The 15,445-nt window shown below is 71.9% G+C and carries 16 protein-coding genes and 1 pseudogene; 11 read left to right on the plus strand and 6 right to left on the minus strand.

Translation table 11 applies throughout. The annotated features are described in order from the left end of the window. Nucleotides 1-125: 125 nt before the first annotated feature. A complete protein-coding gene (locus ACIRD8_RS17355; RefSeq protein ID WP_403991626.1) occupies nt 126-1,328 on the plus strand; it encodes an acetyl-CoA C-acetyltransferase in 1,203 nt (400 codons plus the stop codon). Nucleotides 1,329-1,356: 28 nt separating this feature from the next. Continuing rightward, nucleotides 1,357-2,328, plus strand: a complete 972-nt coding sequence (gene meaB / locus ACIRD8_RS17360) for a methylmalonyl Co-A mutase-associated GTPase MeaB (RefSeq protein WP_403991629.1) — start codon at nt 1,357-1,359, stop codon at nt 2,326-2,328. Between the two features lie 55 nt (nt 2,329-2,383). Here the strand turns inward: meaB and ACIRD8_RS17365 are convergent, their stop codons facing one another. Next, the gene (locus tag ACIRD8_RS17365) at nt 2,384-3,013 is read right to left on the minus strand and encodes a PepSY domain-containing protein (RefSeq protein ID WP_403991632.1); all 630 of its coding nucleotides are present in this window, start codon (nt 3,011-3,013) and stop codon (nt 2,384-2,386) included. 123 nt (nt 3,014-3,136) lie between these two features. Here ACIRD8_RS17365 and ACIRD8_RS17370 point away from each other — a divergent pair, with 123 nt between their 5' ends. Both ACIRD8_RS17370 and ACIRD8_RS17375 read left to right on the plus strand, forming a co-directional pair. Then, nucleotides 3,137-3,796 carry a response regulator transcription factor gene (locus tag ACIRD8_RS17370; protein ID WP_403991635.1) on the plus strand — a complete coding sequence of 220 codons (660 nt, stop codon included), beginning with the start codon at nt 3,137-3,139 and terminating at the stop codon, nt 3,794-3,796. Continuing rightward, entirely contained in the window at nt 3,793-5,232 is a 1,440-nt protein-coding gene (locus tag ACIRD8_RS17375; RefSeq protein WP_403991638.1) for an ATP-binding protein, read from the plus strand. Before ACIRD8_RS17370 ends, ACIRD8_RS17375 begins: the two co-directional genes overlap by 4 nt. 11 nt (nt 5,233-5,243) lie before the next feature. Here the strand turns inward: ACIRD8_RS17375 and ACIRD8_RS17380 are convergent, their stop codons facing one another. From ACIRD8_RS17380 to ACIRD8_RS17395, 4 genes are all read right to left on the minus strand, one after another. Next, nucleotides 5,244-5,720, minus strand: a complete 477-nt coding sequence (locus tag ACIRD8_RS17380; RefSeq protein WP_403991641.1) for a MarR family winged helix-turn-helix transcriptional regulator — start codon at nt 5,718-5,720, stop codon at nt 5,244-5,246. 96 nt (nt 5,721-5,816) lie between these two features. Continuing rightward, nucleotides 5,817-6,581 carry an AIM24 family protein gene (locus tag ACIRD8_RS17385; protein ID WP_403991644.1) on the minus strand — a complete coding sequence of 255 codons (765 nt, stop codon included), beginning with the start codon at nt 6,579-6,581 and terminating at the stop codon, nt 5,817-5,819. After that, nucleotides 6,578-7,228: an AIM24 family protein gene (locus tag ACIRD8_RS17390; RefSeq protein ID WP_403991646.1), complete on the minus strand. Its 651-nt coding sequence runs from the start codon at nt 7,226-7,228 to the stop codon at nt 6,578-6,580. The genes ACIRD8_RS17385 and ACIRD8_RS17390 overlap by 4 nt, the downstream gene beginning before the upstream one ends. After that, a complete protein-coding gene (locus ACIRD8_RS17395; protein ID WP_403991861.1) occupies nt 7,228-7,860 on the minus strand; it encodes an AIM24 family protein in 633 nt (210 codons plus the stop codon). Before ACIRD8_RS17395 ends, ACIRD8_RS17390 begins: the two co-directional genes overlap by 1 nt. Nucleotides 7,861-8,071: 211 nt before the next feature. On the opposite strand from ACIRD8_RS17395, the gene ACIRD8_RS17400 reads away from it, so the two are divergent. From ACIRD8_RS17400 to ACIRD8_RS17410, 3 genes are all read left to right on the plus strand, one after another. Beyond that, complete coding sequence (locus ACIRD8_RS17400) at nt 8,072-8,422, plus strand: DUF3817 domain-containing protein (RefSeq protein WP_403991649.1); 351 nt, start codon at nt 8,072-8,074, stop codon at nt 8,420-8,422. Further along, a complete protein-coding gene (locus ACIRD8_RS17405) occupies nt 8,419-8,712 on the plus strand; it encodes an MTH1187 family thiamine-binding protein (RefSeq protein ID WP_015578763.1) in 294 nt (97 codons plus the stop codon). The genes ACIRD8_RS17400 and ACIRD8_RS17405 overlap by 4 nt, the downstream gene beginning before the upstream one ends. A 155-nt stretch (nt 8,713-8,867) precedes the next feature. Continuing rightward, complete coding sequence (locus tag ACIRD8_RS17410; RefSeq protein ID WP_403991651.1) at nt 8,868-10,295, plus strand: glycosyltransferase family 2 protein; 1,428 nt, start codon at nt 8,868-8,870, stop codon at nt 10,293-10,295. 14 nt (nt 10,296-10,309) lie between these two features. On the opposite strand, the gene ACIRD8_RS17415 is transcribed toward ACIRD8_RS17410, so the two are convergent. Beyond that, the gene (locus tag ACIRD8_RS17415) at nt 10,310-11,296 is read right to left on the minus strand and encodes a DUF5937 family protein (RefSeq protein ID WP_403991653.1); all 987 of its coding nucleotides are present in this window, start codon (nt 11,294-11,296) and stop codon (nt 10,310-10,312) included. Between the two features lie 65 nt (nt 11,297-11,361). On the opposite strand from ACIRD8_RS17415, the pseudogene ACIRD8_RS17420 reads away from it, so the two are divergent. The 4 genes and pseudogenes from ACIRD8_RS17420 to ACIRD8_RS17435 all read left to right on the plus strand — a co-directional run bounded on the left by ACIRD8_RS17420 (nt 11,362) and on the right by ACIRD8_RS17435 (nt 15,438). After that, a pseudogene (locus tag ACIRD8_RS17420) lies at nt 11,362-12,736 on the plus strand (MFS transporter). A gap of 10 nt (nt 12,737-12,746) precedes the next feature. Continuing rightward, nucleotides 12,747-13,256, plus strand: a complete 510-nt coding sequence (locus tag ACIRD8_RS17425) for a MarR family transcriptional regulator (RefSeq protein WP_356711533.1) — start codon at nt 12,747-12,749, stop codon at nt 13,254-13,256. Nucleotides 13,257-13,321: 65 nt separating this feature from the next. After that, nucleotides 13,322-13,654, plus strand: a complete 333-nt coding sequence (locus tag ACIRD8_RS17430) for a DUF3817 domain-containing protein (protein WP_403991656.1) — start codon at nt 13,322-13,324, stop codon at nt 13,652-13,654. An 83-nt stretch (nt 13,655-13,737) separates the two neighbouring features. After that, complete coding sequence (locus ACIRD8_RS17435) at nt 13,738-15,438, plus strand: methylmalonyl-CoA mutase (protein ID WP_403991659.1); 1,701 nt, start codon at nt 13,738-13,740, stop codon at nt 15,436-15,438. Nucleotides 15,439-15,445: the final 7 nt, after the last annotated feature.

The following is a 15,445-nucleotide window of genomic DNA, read 5'->3' on the forward strand; positions in this document are numbered from 1 at the left end:
GCAGCGCCCCGGGGATGGTTACGCAACGTGCGCGCGATCACACCCACTGCCGGATGACGGGCGCGGTACCGCTCAGTACATTCGGGTAAACCCTCGTTCACTTCCAATCCAAGGGGCTGCGCCTCATGTCAGGAACGACCGGAACCACCTCAGTCATCGTCGCGGGCGCGCGGACGCCCATGGGCCGGCTCCTCGGCTCGCTGAAGAGCTTCTCCGGAGCCGACCTCGGAGGCTTCGCCATCAAGGCGGCGCTGGACCGGGCCGGCATCGGCGGCGACCAGGTCGAGTATGTGATCATGGGCCAGGTGCTCCAGGCCGGGGCGGGGCAGATCCCGGCACGTCAGGCGGCGGTCAAGGCCGGCATCCCGCTGAACGTCCCCGCGCTCACCGTCAACAAGGTGTGTCTCTCGGGGCTCGACGCGATCGCGCTCGCGGACCAGCTGATCCGCGCCGGTGAGTTCGACGTCGTGGTGGCCGGCGGCCAGGAGTCCATGACCAACGCCCCGCACCTGCTTCCGAAGTCCCGCGAGGGATACAAGTACGGCGCGGTCGAGGTGCTCGACTCGATGGCGTACGACGGCCTGACCGACGCCTACGAGAACATCCCGATGGGCGAGTCCACCGAGAAGCACAACACCCGCCTGGGCCTGGCCCGTGCCGACCAGGACGAGATCGGGGCCCTGTCCCACCAGCGCGCCGCCGCCGCCCAGAAGAACGGCATCTTCGAGGCCGAGATCACCCCGGTCGAGATCCCGCAGCGCAAGGGCGACCCGGTCCTCTTCTCGAAGGACGAGGGCATCCGCCCCGAGACGACCGCCGAGTCCCTGGGCAAGCTGCGCCCCGCCTTCACCAAGGACGGCACGATCACGGCGGGCACCTCCTCGCAGATCTCCGACGGTGCCGCCGCCGTCGTCGTCATGAGCAAGGCCAAGGCTGAGGCGCTGGGCCTGGACTGGATCGCCGAGATCGGCGCCCACGGCAATGTGGCGGGCCCGGACAACTCGCTCCAGTCGCAGCCCTCCAACGCCATCCGGCACGCCCTGAAGAAGGAGGGCATCGGCGTCGAGGACCTCGACCTGATCGAGATCAACGAGGCCTTCGCGGCCGTCGCGGTCCAGTCGATGAAGGACCTCGGCGTCACCTCCGACAAGGTCAACGTGAACGGCGGCGCGATCGCGCTCGGCCACCCCATCGGGATGTCCGGCGCCCGTGTGGTGCTGCACCTCGCGCTGGAGCTGAAGCGGCGCGGCGGCGGCACCGGCGCGGCGGCGCTGTGCGGCGGCGGCGGTCAGGGCGACGCGTTGATCATCCGCGTACCGGGCAAGTAGTCCGTACGAGCGAGCGAGGAGGCCGAGCGTGAAGGTGGACATCCCCACCCTGGTCGAGCAGGCACGTGAGGGCAGGCCGCGTGCGGTGGCCCGGCTCATCTCCCTGGTGGAGGGTGCCTCGCCGCAGCTGCGTGAGGTGATGGCCGCCCTGGCACCGCTGGCGGGCCACGCCTACGTCGTCGGCCTGACCGGATCGCCGGGTGTCGGCAAGTCCACCTCCACCTCGGCGCTGGTCTCCGCCTACCGGAAGGCCGGCAAACGGGTCGGGGTCCTGGCCGTCGACCCGTCGTCGCCGTTCTCCGGGGGCGCGCTCCTCGGCGACCGGGTCCGGATGTCGGAGCACGCCTCCGACCCGGGCGTCTACATCCGCTCGATGGCCACCCGGGGCCATCTGGGCGGCCTCGCCTGGTCGGCGCCCCAGGCGATCCGGGTGCTGGACGCGGCGGGCTGCGACGTGATCCTGGTGGAGACGGTGGGGGTCGGCCAGTCGGAGGTGGAGATCGCCTCCCAGGCCGACACCTCCGTCGTCCTCCTCGCCCCGGGCATGGGCGACGGCATCCAGGCGGCGAAGGCCGGGATCCTGGAGATCGGCGATGTGTACGTCGTCAACAAGGCCGACCGGGACGGCGCGGACGCCACCGCCCGCGAGCTCAACCACATGCTGGGCCTGGGGGAGTCCCGGGGGCCCGGCGACTGGCGGCCGCCGATCGTGAAGACGGTCGCCGCCCGGGGCGAGGGCCTCGACGAGGTGGTCGAGGCCCTGGAGAAGCACCGGGCGTGGATGGAGGAGCACGGCGTCCTGGCCGAGCGGCGCACGGCGCGTGCGGCCCGCGAGGTCGAGACGATCGCCGTCACCGCGCTCCGTGAGCGGATCGCCGACCTGCACGGCGACCGCCGGCTGGGCGCCCTGGCGGAACGCATCGTGGCCGGGGGCCTCGACCCGTACGCGGCGGCTGACGAACTGGTCGCGGGACTCACCGGAGCACCGGCCGGCAGCTGACGGCCCCCGGGCGGCGTGCGGGCCGCCCGGGAGCCGCTGCCAGGCGGAGGACGGATCAGTCGTCGTCACCGTCGTGGTCGTCGTGGTCCACGGTGACCTTGCCGCTCCCGGCATCGACGTGCAGTTCGTGCTGCCTGCCGTCCTTGCCCGCGACATCGACGTCCCAGCGCGGCGCACCGCGCCTGCCGCCGTCGTCATCGTCGTCGTCGGCGTCCAGGTCCACCGACGTCACCGTGCCGGGCTGCGCGCCGAGCGCCGCCTTCAGCGCGGCGTCCAGGGACACGGCGGCCGAGCGGGGTGCGTGCCGGTCGCGGTCGTCGTTGTCGTCGTCCTGGCGGTCGGACAGCACCTTGCCGCTGCCGGCGTCCACGGTGACGTCGTGCCAGACCTTGTCGGAGCCGTACACGTCGAGCTCCCAGACGGTGCGGTCGCGGCCGTCGTCATCGTCGTCCAGCTCGGCCTCGGTGACCGTGCCGGGGACGGCCTCCAGTGCGGCGCCCACGGCCTCGTCCACGGTGATCCGCCCGGTCGCAGCCGTCCCGGCCCGCCCGGCGTCCGTGCCGGTCGCGGCCGTACGGTCGTCCTTCCCCGCGCCGTCGGAGTCGGCGAAGGCGGCGGTCGTGGCGAGCCCGCCGCCGACGAGTACGGCCGCGGTGAGGGCGGCGATGGCGGTGTTGCGCTTCATGGTGGGTTCCTCCCCGGTGGGATGGGCTTGCTGAGCGACGGGAACCACACTGGCCCGGCGATGCTGAACGCAGCCTGAAGCCACCTGAAGGCTTCTTCAGGTCCGGTTTGGGAGGCTGTCCCCATGCGCCTGTTGATCGTGGAGGACGAGAAGCGGCTCGCGACGTCCCTCGCGAGGGGACTCACCGCCGAGGGCTTCGCCGTCGACGTCGTGCACGACGGCCTGGAGGGCCTGCACCTGGCCGGCCAGGGCCTCCACGACCTCGTGATCCTCGACATCATGCTGCCCGGGATGAACGGCTACCGGATCTGCGCCGCCCTGCGCGCCGCCGGGCACGGGACGCCGATCCTGATGCTGACCGCGAAGGACGGGGAGTACGACGAGGCGGAGGGCCTCGACACGGGCGCCGACGACTACCTGACCAAGCCGTTCTCGTACGTCGTGCTCGTCGCCCGGGTCCGGGCGCTGCTGCGCCGCCGCGCCGGGTCCGCCTCACCGGTGCTGACCGCCGGCACCCTGCGGATGGACACCGCCGCCCGTCGCGTCCACCGGGGCGAGGAGGAAGTCGCGCTCACCGCCAAGGAGTTCGCCGTCCTGGAACAGCTGGTGCTGCGGGCCGGCGAGGTGGTCAGCAAGGCGGACATCCTGGAGCACGTCTGGGACTTCGCCTACGACGGCGACCCGAACATCGTCGAGGTCTACATCAGCACCCTGCGCCGCAAACTCGGCGCCACGGCGATCCGCACCGTACGCGGCGCGGGCTACCGGCTGGAGGCGCTGTGAGGTCCGTACGGGCTAGGGCCGCCCTGGGTGCCACCCTGGTCGTCGCCGTCGCGCTGACCGCCGCCGGGCTGGCCGTCCTGCTGGTGCTGCGCGGCAACCTGACGGACCGGGCGGGCCTGGAGGCCGAGGTCACCGCGCGCGAGGTGGCCGGCGAGCTGGCGCTCGGCGCGACGTACGCGGAGCTGGACCTGGACGACGACGACCACCCCGTCCAGGTGACCGACGAGGAGGGGCGCGTGGTGGCCGTCTCCAAGGACCTGGAGGCGATCTCGGGCACGGGCACGGCACAGGTCGTACCGGTGTCCCCGGCGCCCTCCCCCGGCCCGGGCGACGACGATGACGACGACGATGACGACGGGAGCGACCCGCCCCGCAGCGAGGTCTCCTCCGATTCGCCCGACTTCACGAACGGCACGGCCACCGTCGACGGCGATACCGCGGACTATCGCTTCGCCGCCGTCGAGGTGACGACGGAGGAGGACGTCACCCTGACCGTCCACGCGGGCGCCCCGCTCGCGGCCGAGCAGGAGGCCGTGAACACCGTCCGCACCTCCATGCTGACCGGGCTGCCCGTCATGCTGCTGGTCGTCGCCGGGGTGACCTGGCTGGTCACCCGGCGTGCGCTCCGGCCGGTCGAGGGCATCCGGCGGGAACTGGCCGCGATCACGGCGTCCGAGGACCTCGGGCGCCGGGTGCCCGAACCCGGCTCGCGGGACGAGATCGCGCGGCTGGCCCGCACGACCAACGAGACCCTCACCGTGCTGGAGGCCTCGGTCGACCGGCAGCGGCGCTTCGTCGCCGACGCCTCGCACGAGCTGCGCAGCCCGATCGCCTCGCTCCGCACCCAGCTGGAGGTGGGGGAGGCCCACCCGGAGCTGCTGGACGTCCCCGGCGCGGTCGCCGACACCGTGCGGCTCCAGGTGCTGGCCGCCGATCTGCTGCTGCTCGCCCGGCTGGACGCGGGGGAGCGGCCCGGGCGTACGGCGGTCGACCTGGGCGCGCTGGTCCGCGAGGAGGTCTCCCGGCGCACGGCGGACCGGATCGGGCCCCGGGTGTCCGTGGCGGAGACCGGACCGCTCGAAGTCACCGGATCACGCGGTCAGTTGGTCCGGGTCGTCGGCAACCTGCTGGACAACGCCGAGCGCCACGCGGAGCGTTCGGTCACCGTCTCCGTACGGGCGGAGCGGGGCGAGGTGCTCGTGGAGGTCACGGACGACGGACCGGGAGTGCCCGAGGCCGAACGGGACCGGATCTTCGAGCGCTTCGTACGTCTGGACGACGCCCGCAGCCGTGACGACGGCGGGGCCGGCCTCGGTCTGGCCATCGCCCGCGATGTGGCCGCCCGGCACGGAGGCACGCTCACGGTGGGTACGGCGCCGTCCGGCGGCGCACGGTTCACACTGCGGCTGCCACTGCCGGGCCGGGAGCGCCCCTGAGGGTGTCCGCGCTACGGCTTGCCGCGCCGGCCGCGCAGGTGCTCCGCGATCGGGGTCAGCGCCGAGTGCAGCCCGGTGAGCTCCTCGGGGGAGAGCAGGTCCATGAAGTGCCGCCGCACCGACTCGACATGGTGCGGTGCGACCTTCCGCATCGTCTCGCCGCCCAGGTCGGTCAGGACCGCGAAGAGTCCGCGGCGGTCCGACTCGCAGTGCTCGCGCCGGACCAGGCCGGCGTTCTCCATGCGGGTGATCTGGTGCGAGAGCCTGCTCTTGGACTGCAGGGTGGCGGCGGCGAGATCGCTCATCCGCATGCGCTGGTCGTCCGACTCCGAGAGGTTGACCAGGATCTCGTAGTCGTTCATGGTCAGGCCGAACGGCTGGAGGTCCTTCTCCAGCTGATGCGTCAGCAGCCTGCTGACGTCCAGGTGGGTGCGCCAGGCGCACTGCTCCGCATCGGTCAGCCAGCGGGTGGCCGTCTCGGTCTCCATGTATGGATTCTACCTAAGATGTTGAAAGCCGGACGAAGTGGGGGAGTGTGACTCCGCGCACGCGCCTGCCGGGCGTCACACTCCGCAGACTACCGTTCACAGCCCGAAGCGACGCTGGAGGTCCCCCAGCTGGCCCGGCATGCGCGGGGTGGAGCCGTGTTGACCGCCGCCGCCCGGCACGCCCGGCTCGTGCGGCACGGCGCCGGTCGCCTGCTCGGGCATCAGCACCTCGGTCGACTGGAGCAGCACCGTGCCGGCCCCGACGAACTCGAACTGGTGCTCCTCGCCCGAGGTGCCGCCGATCCCGGTCAGTGAGCGCAGCCCGCCCATCACGCCCGTCATGTAGCCGTGATCGTAGTGGTGGCACGGGGAGGGGCAGTCCGCCCAGCCCACCAGCGCCTGCGGGTCCACCCGCAGCGGCGGTTCCATGAAGACCACCGGACCGTTGGACGCGGCGACGAACTTCCCCGTCCCGATCAGCGTCAGGAATCCCGGCACGATGGACTGCTTCAGCGCCAGTGTCGGCTGGTAGGCCAGCAGATTTCCGGACCGGATCGTGAGGTTGCCGTCCTCCAGGTCGAAGGAGTTCACGTCGAAGGCCCGGTCGGCGAGCAGCATCTTGCCGCTGCCCTCGGCCACCACCCAGTCGCTCGCGTGCAGCGGGGAGTGGAAGCTCGTGCGGATCAGCCGCTCGAAGCGCCCGTGGCCGATGCCGTTGAAGTCGATCTGCCCGTAGTAGGCGATCATCTTGCCCTTCTGCAGGAACCACTGGCTCCCCTTGAGCTCCACGCAGAAGGTGTACGAATTGACGTTGTCGTCGGACGGCAGCGTCATCGGGTCGAAAATCACCGGCGTGCTCACAGCTTCTCCTCCGACGCCTGGACGTACACCGCTCCGTTGCCGCTGAGCTCCAGCTGGAACGCCTCACCGGAACCGCGCCCCACCATGTCGCGCCAGCCGAGCGCGGTCGACAGCTTGTTGGTCACGGCCCCGTGGTGGGCGACGTACGCCTGGGGGTCCACATGGACCGGCCTGCCCTGCGTGATCGGCAGCTCGATCACCCCGCCGTGCGCCATCACGGCGACCGCGCCGTGGCCCTTGAGGGTCGTCGTGAACAGCCCCTGTCCGGTCACCTGGCCGCGCACCATGCCCATCACCCCGCCCTGCGAGCCCATGAACATGGTGCCCTGCTGGAGCGTTCCGTCGAAGGCGAGCAGCCGGTCGGCCTCCACGTAGAGGGTGTCGCCGGCCAGGTTGATCACCTGGATGTGATGCCCCCCGTGGCCGAACATCACCGTGCCGCTGCCCTCGACGGTCATCAGCGGGGTCGCCTCGTTCGCCACCCGCCGGCCGATCATCGACGCCAGGCCGCCCTGTCCGCCCTGCATGTTCGGGGTGAACGAGACGTCGCCCCGGTACGCGAGCATCGCGCCCCGCTGGCTGTACATCTTCTGGCCGGGCCCCACCACGGCCTCGACCATCTTCGAGTTGATCTCGCGGAACGGCATCAGACATCGCCCCCGACGGTGTTCCGCTCACTGGGCTGGACGTAGACGAGCCCGTCGCCCTCGAAGCGGATCTGGAAGGACTCGCCGGACCCCTCACCCATGAACGTCCGGAAGTTCACCCCCGACTGGAGGTGCTGCTGGAGCCTGCCCTGGTGGGCGATGTAGGCGCCGGGGTCGACGTTCAGCGGGCACTGGGGTGTCACCCGCAGCACCACGGCCGAGCCGTCCGACATGATCGCCGCCTGGCCGGTGCCCTCGACGGTCGTGGTGAACAGGCCGTTGCCGCTCGCCCCGCCACGGAGGCCCGTGAAGGTGGTGCCGGTGCGCAGCCCGGCGTCGGTGGCCAGCAGATTGCTCGCCTCGACGTACAGCTTCTCGCCGTGCAGCGAGACGAGGTTGATCTCGCTCGCCCGGTCGGCGAAATAGCAGGTGCCCTGCCCCTTCACCTCCATCATCTCCATCTGCTCGCCGGTCAGCCGGCGGGTCACCATGCCGCGCAGGCCCTCACCGCCGCCCGACATCTTCTTGAAAGCCATCCGGCCGTCGTACGCGACCATCGAGCCGTTCTTCGCCTTGACGGCATCGCCTGTCAGGTCGACGGCGAGCGTCTTGCTGCCTTGGAGTCGGAACATCGCCACGGTGCGACGTTAGCCGCAGGCGAGCCCCGCGGACAGGGCCCGGCGGCCGGTCCCGACCCCGAGACGACCCTGATATGCGCCGATACGTACCGCGGGGGCCCGACGCGGACCCCCCGCCCGGGGAGGCCGGGAGCGATGCCACAATGGCTTGTGCTTGTGCCTGCGTTCACAAGCCGACACGCCCCCTCCCACCGAAGGTGCCCTCGTGGACATCAAGACCGCTTCCGCCCTGCACCGGCTGCGCCTCATCTCGCTTCCCGAGGCGCTGTCCTTCCCGGCGCTGATCCTCTTCGGCTCGGTGCTCAGCCGGGTCTCGGACATCGACTTCCTGATGATGCCGCTCGGCATGCTGCACGGCATCCTCTTCACGATCTACCTGGTGTTCCTGCTGGACGTGTGGGTCAAGGCCAAGTGGCCGTTCAAGCGTGTCGCCCTGTTCTTCCTCCTCGCGGTCCTGCCGTTCGGCGGGCTCTACGGCGAGAAGCTGCTCAAGAAGTACGAGGCCGACGGCGTCATCGCCGCCCGCGCCCGCGCCGAGGGGACGGTCAGCGCATGATCGTCGCCTTCTCCGTCAGCCCGCTGGGTGTCGGCGAGGACGTCGGTGAGTACGTCGCCGACGCCGTCCGGGTCGTCCGGGAGTCCGGGCTGCCCAACCGCACCGACGCGATGTTCACCTCCATCGAGGGCGAGTGGGATGAAGTCATGGACGTCGTGAAGCGCGCCGTCGCCGCCGTCGAGGCCCGTGCGGGCCGTGTCTCCCTGGTCCTGAAGGCCGACATCCGGCCGGGCGTCACCGACGGTCTGACCTCCAAGGTCGAGACGGTGGAGCGCCACCTGGCGGGCTGACGCCCCGTCCGCACCCCCCACCCCCCGGAGCCCCCGGGGGGTGGGGGTTCTCCCGTTCGGGCGAAGGATCCCCTCGGTCGGACCCTGCCGGGTCGACACCTTGTCAGATGTCCCCTTCTGTGGGGATACCGGCATATCCGACCATGGGAGGCGTGATGCCGTCCGAGGGTCACGACCACGACAGCCGCGGCTGTCTCACGGGTCCGCTCGCTGAGCCGCCCAGGGCGCGCTACCGGGTGCGGCTCCGCCGCCCCCGGCGCACCGAGAGGTACCGAATACGAGCCGTCCTCCTGATGGCGCTCGCCCCCGCGGTCACCGGGCTGCTGCTGCTCCACGTGCTGTGGCCCACGCACTGGACCGCGCGAGGGGACGGCCGGAGGTGGCTGGTGCTCGCCGACTCCGTGGCGCTGGTCTCCGTCGGCGTGATCGAACTCCTGGTGCTCGCCGGCGCGGCCGCCGTGGCCCACGCCGTGGCGGTGGCGAGGGACCCGGTCCCGGTGACGCCCGAGCCCGGCACCGTGCTCGCCTTCCTCATCACGTACGTACCCGGCAGGGAGCCCCTGTCCATGGTGCGGGCCGGCCTGGAGGGCGCCGTACGGATGCGGCACCCCGGACCGCTGGACGTCTGGCTGCTCGACGAGGGCGACGACCCCGAGGCCAGGATGCTCTGCGCCGAGCTGGGCGTGCACCACTTCACCCGGCTCGGGGTGCCCGAGTGGAACCGGGAGGAGGGCCCGCACGAGGCGGGGACGGAGCACGGCAACTACAACGCCTGGCTCGCCAAGCACGGGGACGCCTACGACCTGTTCGCCCGCGTGGACACCGGCCACGTCCCGGGGCAGGGCTTCCTGGAGCGGACGACGGGCTACTTCCGTGACCCCGACATCGCGTTCGTCGTCGGGCCGCGGCTCCAGCCGGGCGCCGCGCCGGCCGGCCCCCGGGCCGCCGGTTCCCTGCGGGACGTCTTCCACGCGCTGAGCCAGCGGGCCGGCAACCGCTACGGCGCCCCCGCGTTCACCGGCACGGGCCACGTCGTACGCGTCGCGGCGCTGCGCCGGGCCGGCGGCTTCCACGAGTCCGTCACCGAGGACATCGCCACCGGTTTCGCCATCCACCGCCTGCGCAACCCGCTGACCGGACGGTACTGGCGCTCCGTCCACACCCCGGACGTCCCGGCCGTCGCGGAGGGCCCCGTCTCCCGGGCGGACGTGTTCACCCGGCGGCCGCGCCGCTCCCGGGAGGCGTACGGGAGGCTGGTGAGGCAGTACGCGAAGGCGCTGTTCCGGGTGGAGCCCGGACGGCTCCTCGGCTACACGCTCACGCTGGTCCGCCGCCCGCTGGCGGCCGCCACCTGCCTGTTCGTACTGCTGAGCTGTCTGCTGACCGTCACTCACCCCGCGATGCGCGGCTGGGCGCTGTCGGCCCTGGCGACCGCCCTCGCCCCGGTCGTGGTGTGGTCGTTCCTGCTGCTGCGTGAGCGCGGGGCCCGCCCGGCGCGGGACCGGTCGCGTGCGGCGGGCAGCCCCGTCCCGGAGGCGGAGCCCGCCCTGGCCGCCGCGAGCTCCCCCGCGGCGGGGAACTGAGCCGCAGGCCCCGCTCAGTGCTCCTGCGCCGCCAGCGCGATGCCCAGCGGGGTGCGCTCGTACAGCACCTGGTGCCCGTAGCGCCGTGAGGTGAGCAGGCCTGCGGCGCGCAGGGCCGAGAGGTGCGCGGACACGGAGGAGGGTGCGAGCGAGAGCCGGTGGGCCAGCGCGCTCGTCCCCGCCGGTTCCCCGAGCGCGCAGAGCACGTCGGCGCGGGCCCTTCCCAGCAGCCGGGCGAGCGCGTCGGGCGTACGGTCGGCGGCCTCCGTCCACAGCCCGCCGATGCCGCGCGCGGGGTAGATCACGGCGGGCTGCCAGGGCGGTTCGTAGCCCCCGACCACATCCGGCCAGACGAAGACGCTGGGCATCAGGACGAGCCCCTGGCCGCCCAGGACCCGGCTGTGGTCCCCGCTGGTGCCGACCACCGTCAGGGTGGAGTCCGTCCAGCGCAGCCGCGGGCTGATCTCGCCGAGCAGCCGCTCGAAGCCGACCTCGGCGAGGCGGCGCGAGTGGTAGGCGATGTCCGCCTCCAGCAGGGCGCGCAGCCGGGGCCAGTGCGGCTCGACCATCACCGTCCAGGCCCGCTCCAGCAGGTCCGCCAGCTCCTGGACCGCCCGCGCCGGCTCGGCCAGCATCCGCTGTCCGGCGGGGGAGCGCAGGGCGCCCGGGGTGTCGGCGAGCGCGAGCGCCATGTCCTCGCGGGCGGTGGCCGGATCCGTCGCGCGCACGGCCGCGATCTCCTCGGCGAAGGTGGCGAGCGGTCCGAGCGGCGGCGGGCAGATGAAGTCCGGGTTGTGGCCGCGCTCCGGCATCACCAGCCACAGCGGCGCGAGGTCCAGTCCCGCGGCGCCCACCCGGATCTGCCGCAGCCAGGGCAGGTGGTAGCCGTGCCGTGCCGGGCGGTGCAGCGTGCGGACCGCCTCCTGCGTCTCCCAGAGCGGGGAGAGCGCGAAGCGGCAGCGGAGCAGGTCGCTCTCGTCGAAGTACAGATGGAACGGCATGGCTCAACTTTCGGCGTGAGCCGAAAGTCTACGGAGGGGAGTGGGCGCGCGGCCAGGCTGCGTGCATGCCGAGCGACACCACCCCGGCGGGTACACCCCGCGAAGAGCCCGCCACGAAGGCGCTGTCCCCGGCCCTGCCCCCGGAGCGCGCCGCCTCACCCGACCCGGGCCCCGCTCCGGAGGCAGGCTCCACCCCCGGGGCCGGGGGATACCGGGCCGTCTTCGCCGTACGGGAGTTCCGGGCGGTCTTCGCCGCCCACCTGCTCTCGCTCCTCGGCGTGGTCGTCAGCGAGCTGGCGCTCACCGTGCTCGTCTACGACCTCACCGGCTCGCCCCTGCTCTCCGCCCTCACCTTCGCGCTGGGCTTCCTCCCGTACGTCATCGGCGGCACGCTCCTCGCCGGGGTCGCCGACCGGTACCCCGCCCGCCGCACCCTCGTCACCTGCGACCTGATCTGCGCCGGCTGCGTCGCCGTGATGGTGCTCCCCGGCACTCCGGTCGGCGGGCTCCTCGCCCTGCGCTGCGCGGTGGCCGCGGTGGCCCCCGTCTTCACCGGGACGCGCACGGCGGCCCTCACCGACATCCTCGGGGAGGGCGACCTCTACGTCCTGGGGCGCTCGCTGCTGCGACTGGTCTCGCAGAGCGCCATGCTCATCGGTTTCGGCGCGGGCGGGGTGCTGCTCACCGTGCTGTCCCCGCGCGGCGCGATCACGGTCACCGTGGTGACGTTCCTCTGCTCGGCGGCGCTGCTGCGTCTGGGCACCCTGGACCGGCCCGCCCGGACGGGAGGGGACTCCGGCGGGGCCCTGCTCAGGGAGTCGCTCGCCGGGGCCCGCGCCGTCCTCGGCGACCGCAGGATCCTGGGGCTGCTCCTGCTCTTCTGGGTGCCGGCCTTCTTCGTGGTCGCCCCGGAGGCCCTCGCGGCGCCGTACGCGGACGCGATCGGTGCCGGCCCCTCGGCCGTCGGACTGCTGATGTGCGCGATGGCCGTCGGCCACATCGGTGCCGAGCTGTACGTGGGGACCGCGCTCTCCCCCCGGGCCCGCTCCCGGATCACGCTGCCGGTCGCGGCCCTCGGCCTGCTGCCCCTCGTGCTGTACGCGTTCCGCCCGGGCACGGCCCTCGCCGTGGGGGCTCTCGTCCTGGCCGGGGCCGGGGCGGCGTACGTCATCGGCCTCGACCAGTGGTTCGTCGACGCGGTCCCCGAGCACCTGCGGGGCCGGGCCATGACGCTGCTCACCGCCGGGCTGATGACGTTCCAGGGGATCGGCATGGCCCTCGCCGGGCTGGCCGCGGAGTTCGTCCCCGTGCACCAGGTGGTCGCGTACTCGGGGGCGATCGGCACGGTCTGCACGCTCCTCCTGGTCCTGGAGGTCCGTAGAACGCATGTCCGGTACCGAAGTGCGAGACAGTGCTGACCGCCATGTGACCAGTGGGTAAGGTCGGTGCCGTGCCGAAGCCGCTCAGCCTCCCCTTCGATCCCATCGCCCGCGCCGAGGAACTCTGGCACCGGCGCTGGGGGCCGGTGCCCTCCATGGGCGCGATCACGTCGATCATGCGTGCGCAGCAGATCCTGCTGGCCGAGGTGGACGCCGTGGTGAAACCGTACGGGCTGACGTTCGCCCGGTACGAGGCGCTGGTCCTGCTCACCTTCTCGCAGGCCGGTGAGCTGCCGATGTCCAAGATCGGCGAGCGTCTGATGGTGCACCCCACCTCCGTGACGAACACCGTCGACCGGCTTGTGCGCTCGGGGCTGGTCGACAAGCGCCCCAACCCCAACGACGGCCGCGGAACGCTCGCCTCCATCACGGACAAGGGCCGCGAGGTCGTCGAGGCGGCCAGCCAGGACCTGATGGCGATGGACTTCGGGCTCGGGGCGTACGACGACGAGGAGTGCGCCGAGATCTTCGCGATGCTGCGCCCGCTGCGGGTGGCCGCCCAGGACTTCGAGGACAAGTAGCGGCCCTCGTCGTGAGGGGCAGGGTGCCGCAAGATCGCCCCGGCCGCCCGGTTACGCTCGATGTCATGAAACGCAGTGTGCTGACCCGCTACCGGGTGATGGCCTACGTCACCGCCGTCATGCTGTTGATCCTGTGCGTCTGCATGATCTTCAAGTACGGCTTCGACACCGGTGAGGGTCTGACGCTCGTCGTCTCGCAGATCCACGGTGTCCTCTACATCATCTACCTGATCTTCGCCTTCGACCTCGGTTCCAAGGCGAAGTGGCAGGTCGGCAAGCTGCTCTGGGTGCTGATCTCCGGCACGATCCCGACCGCCGCGTTCTTCGTCGAGCGCAAGGTGGTCCGGGAGGTCGAGCCGCTGATCGCCGACGCGTCGCCGCAGGCCGTCAAGGCCTGACCGGACACCCCTGACCGCCCCGCGCGAAAGCGCCGGGCGGTTTGCCGTCGACATTTACTAGGACGTCCTAGTAAATTTGATGCATGGACGCATCTGCGATCGAGGAAGGCCGCCGCCGCTGGCAGGCCCGTTACGACAAGGCCCGCAAGCGCGACGCGGACTTCACCACGCTCTCCGGTGACCCGGTGGAGCCCGTCTACGGGCCCCGTCCCGGCGACACGTACGAGGGCTTCGAGCGGATCGGCTGGCCCGGCGAGTACCCCTTCACCCGGGGGCTCCACCCCACCGGCTACCGGGGCCGCACCTGGACCATCCGCCAGTTCGCCGGCTTCGGCAACGCCCAGCAGACCAACGAGCGCTACAAGACCATCCTGGCCAACGGCGGCGGCGGGCTCAGCGTCGCCTTCGACATGCCGACCCTGATGGGCCGCGACTCCGACGACCCCCGCTCGCTCGGCGAGGTCGGCCACTGCGGTGTCGCCATCGACTCCGCCGCCGACATGGAGGTCCTGTTCCAGGACATCCCGCTCGGCGACGTCACCACCTCGATGACGATCAGCGGGCCCGCCGTCCCCGTCTTCTGCATGTACCTGGTCGCCGCCGAGCGCCAGGGCATCGACCCCGGGGTGCTGAACGGAACGCTCCAGACGGACATCTTCAAGGAGTACATCGCGCAGAAGGAGTGGCTCTTCCAGCCCGAGCCCCACCTGCGCCTCATCGGCGACCTGATGGAGCACTGCGCCCGCGACATCCCCGCCTACAAGCCGCTCTCGGTCTCCGGCTACCACATCCGCGAGGCCGGGGCCACGGCCGCGCAGGAGCTCGCGTACACCCTCGCCGACGGCTTCGGATACGTGGAGCTCGGTCTCTCCCGCGGGATGGACGTCGACACCTTCGCCCCCGGGCTCTCCTTCTTCTTCGACGCGCACCTCGACTTCTTCGAGGAGATCGCCAAGTTCCGCGCCGCCCGCCGGATCTGGGCCCGCTGGATGAAGGAGACGTACGGCGCGAGGACCGACAAGGCGCAGTGGCTCCGCTTCCACACCCAGACCGCCGGGGTCTCGCTCACCGCCCAGCAGCCGTACAACAACGTCGTACGCACCGCGGTGGAGGCGCTGTCCGCCGTCCTCGGCGGCACCAACTCCCTGCACACCAACGCCCTGGACGAGACGCTCGCGCTTCCCTCCGAGCAGGCCGCCGAGATCGCCCTGCGCACCCAGCAGGTCCTCATGGAGGAGACCGGCGTCGCCAACGTCGCCGACCCGCTGGGCGGTTCCTGGTACGTCGAGCAGCTCACCGACCGCATCGAGGCCGACGCCGAGAAGATCTTCGAGCAGATCAAGGAGCGCGGCACCCGGGCGCACCCGGACGGCAAGCACCCCATCGGGCCGATGACGTCCGGGATCCTGCGGGGCATCGAGGACGGCTGGTTCACCGGCGAGACCGCCGAATCCGCCTTCCGGTACCAGCAGTCGCTGGAGAAGGGCGAGAAGCGCGTCGTCGGCGTCAACGTCCACCACGGGTCCGTCACCGGTGACCTGGAGATCCTGCGGGTCAGCCACGAGGTCGAACGCGAGCAGGTGCGCGAGCTCACCGGGCGCAAGGAGGGCCGTAAGGACGGAGCGGTCCGTGACGCGCTGGACGCGATGCTGGCCGCCGCACGCGACGGCTCGAACATGATCGGGCCGATGCTGGAGGCCGTACGGGCGGAGGCGACCCTCGGCGAGATCTGCGGGGTGCTGCGCGACGAGTGGGGCGTCTACACGGAGCCGCCCGGCTTCTGAGGCGCGG

This window comes from Streptomyces sp. NPDC102451 (assembly GCF_044765485.1).
Taxonomy (GTDB): Bacteria; Actinomycetota; Actinomycetes; order Streptomycetales; family Streptomycetaceae; genus Streptomyces.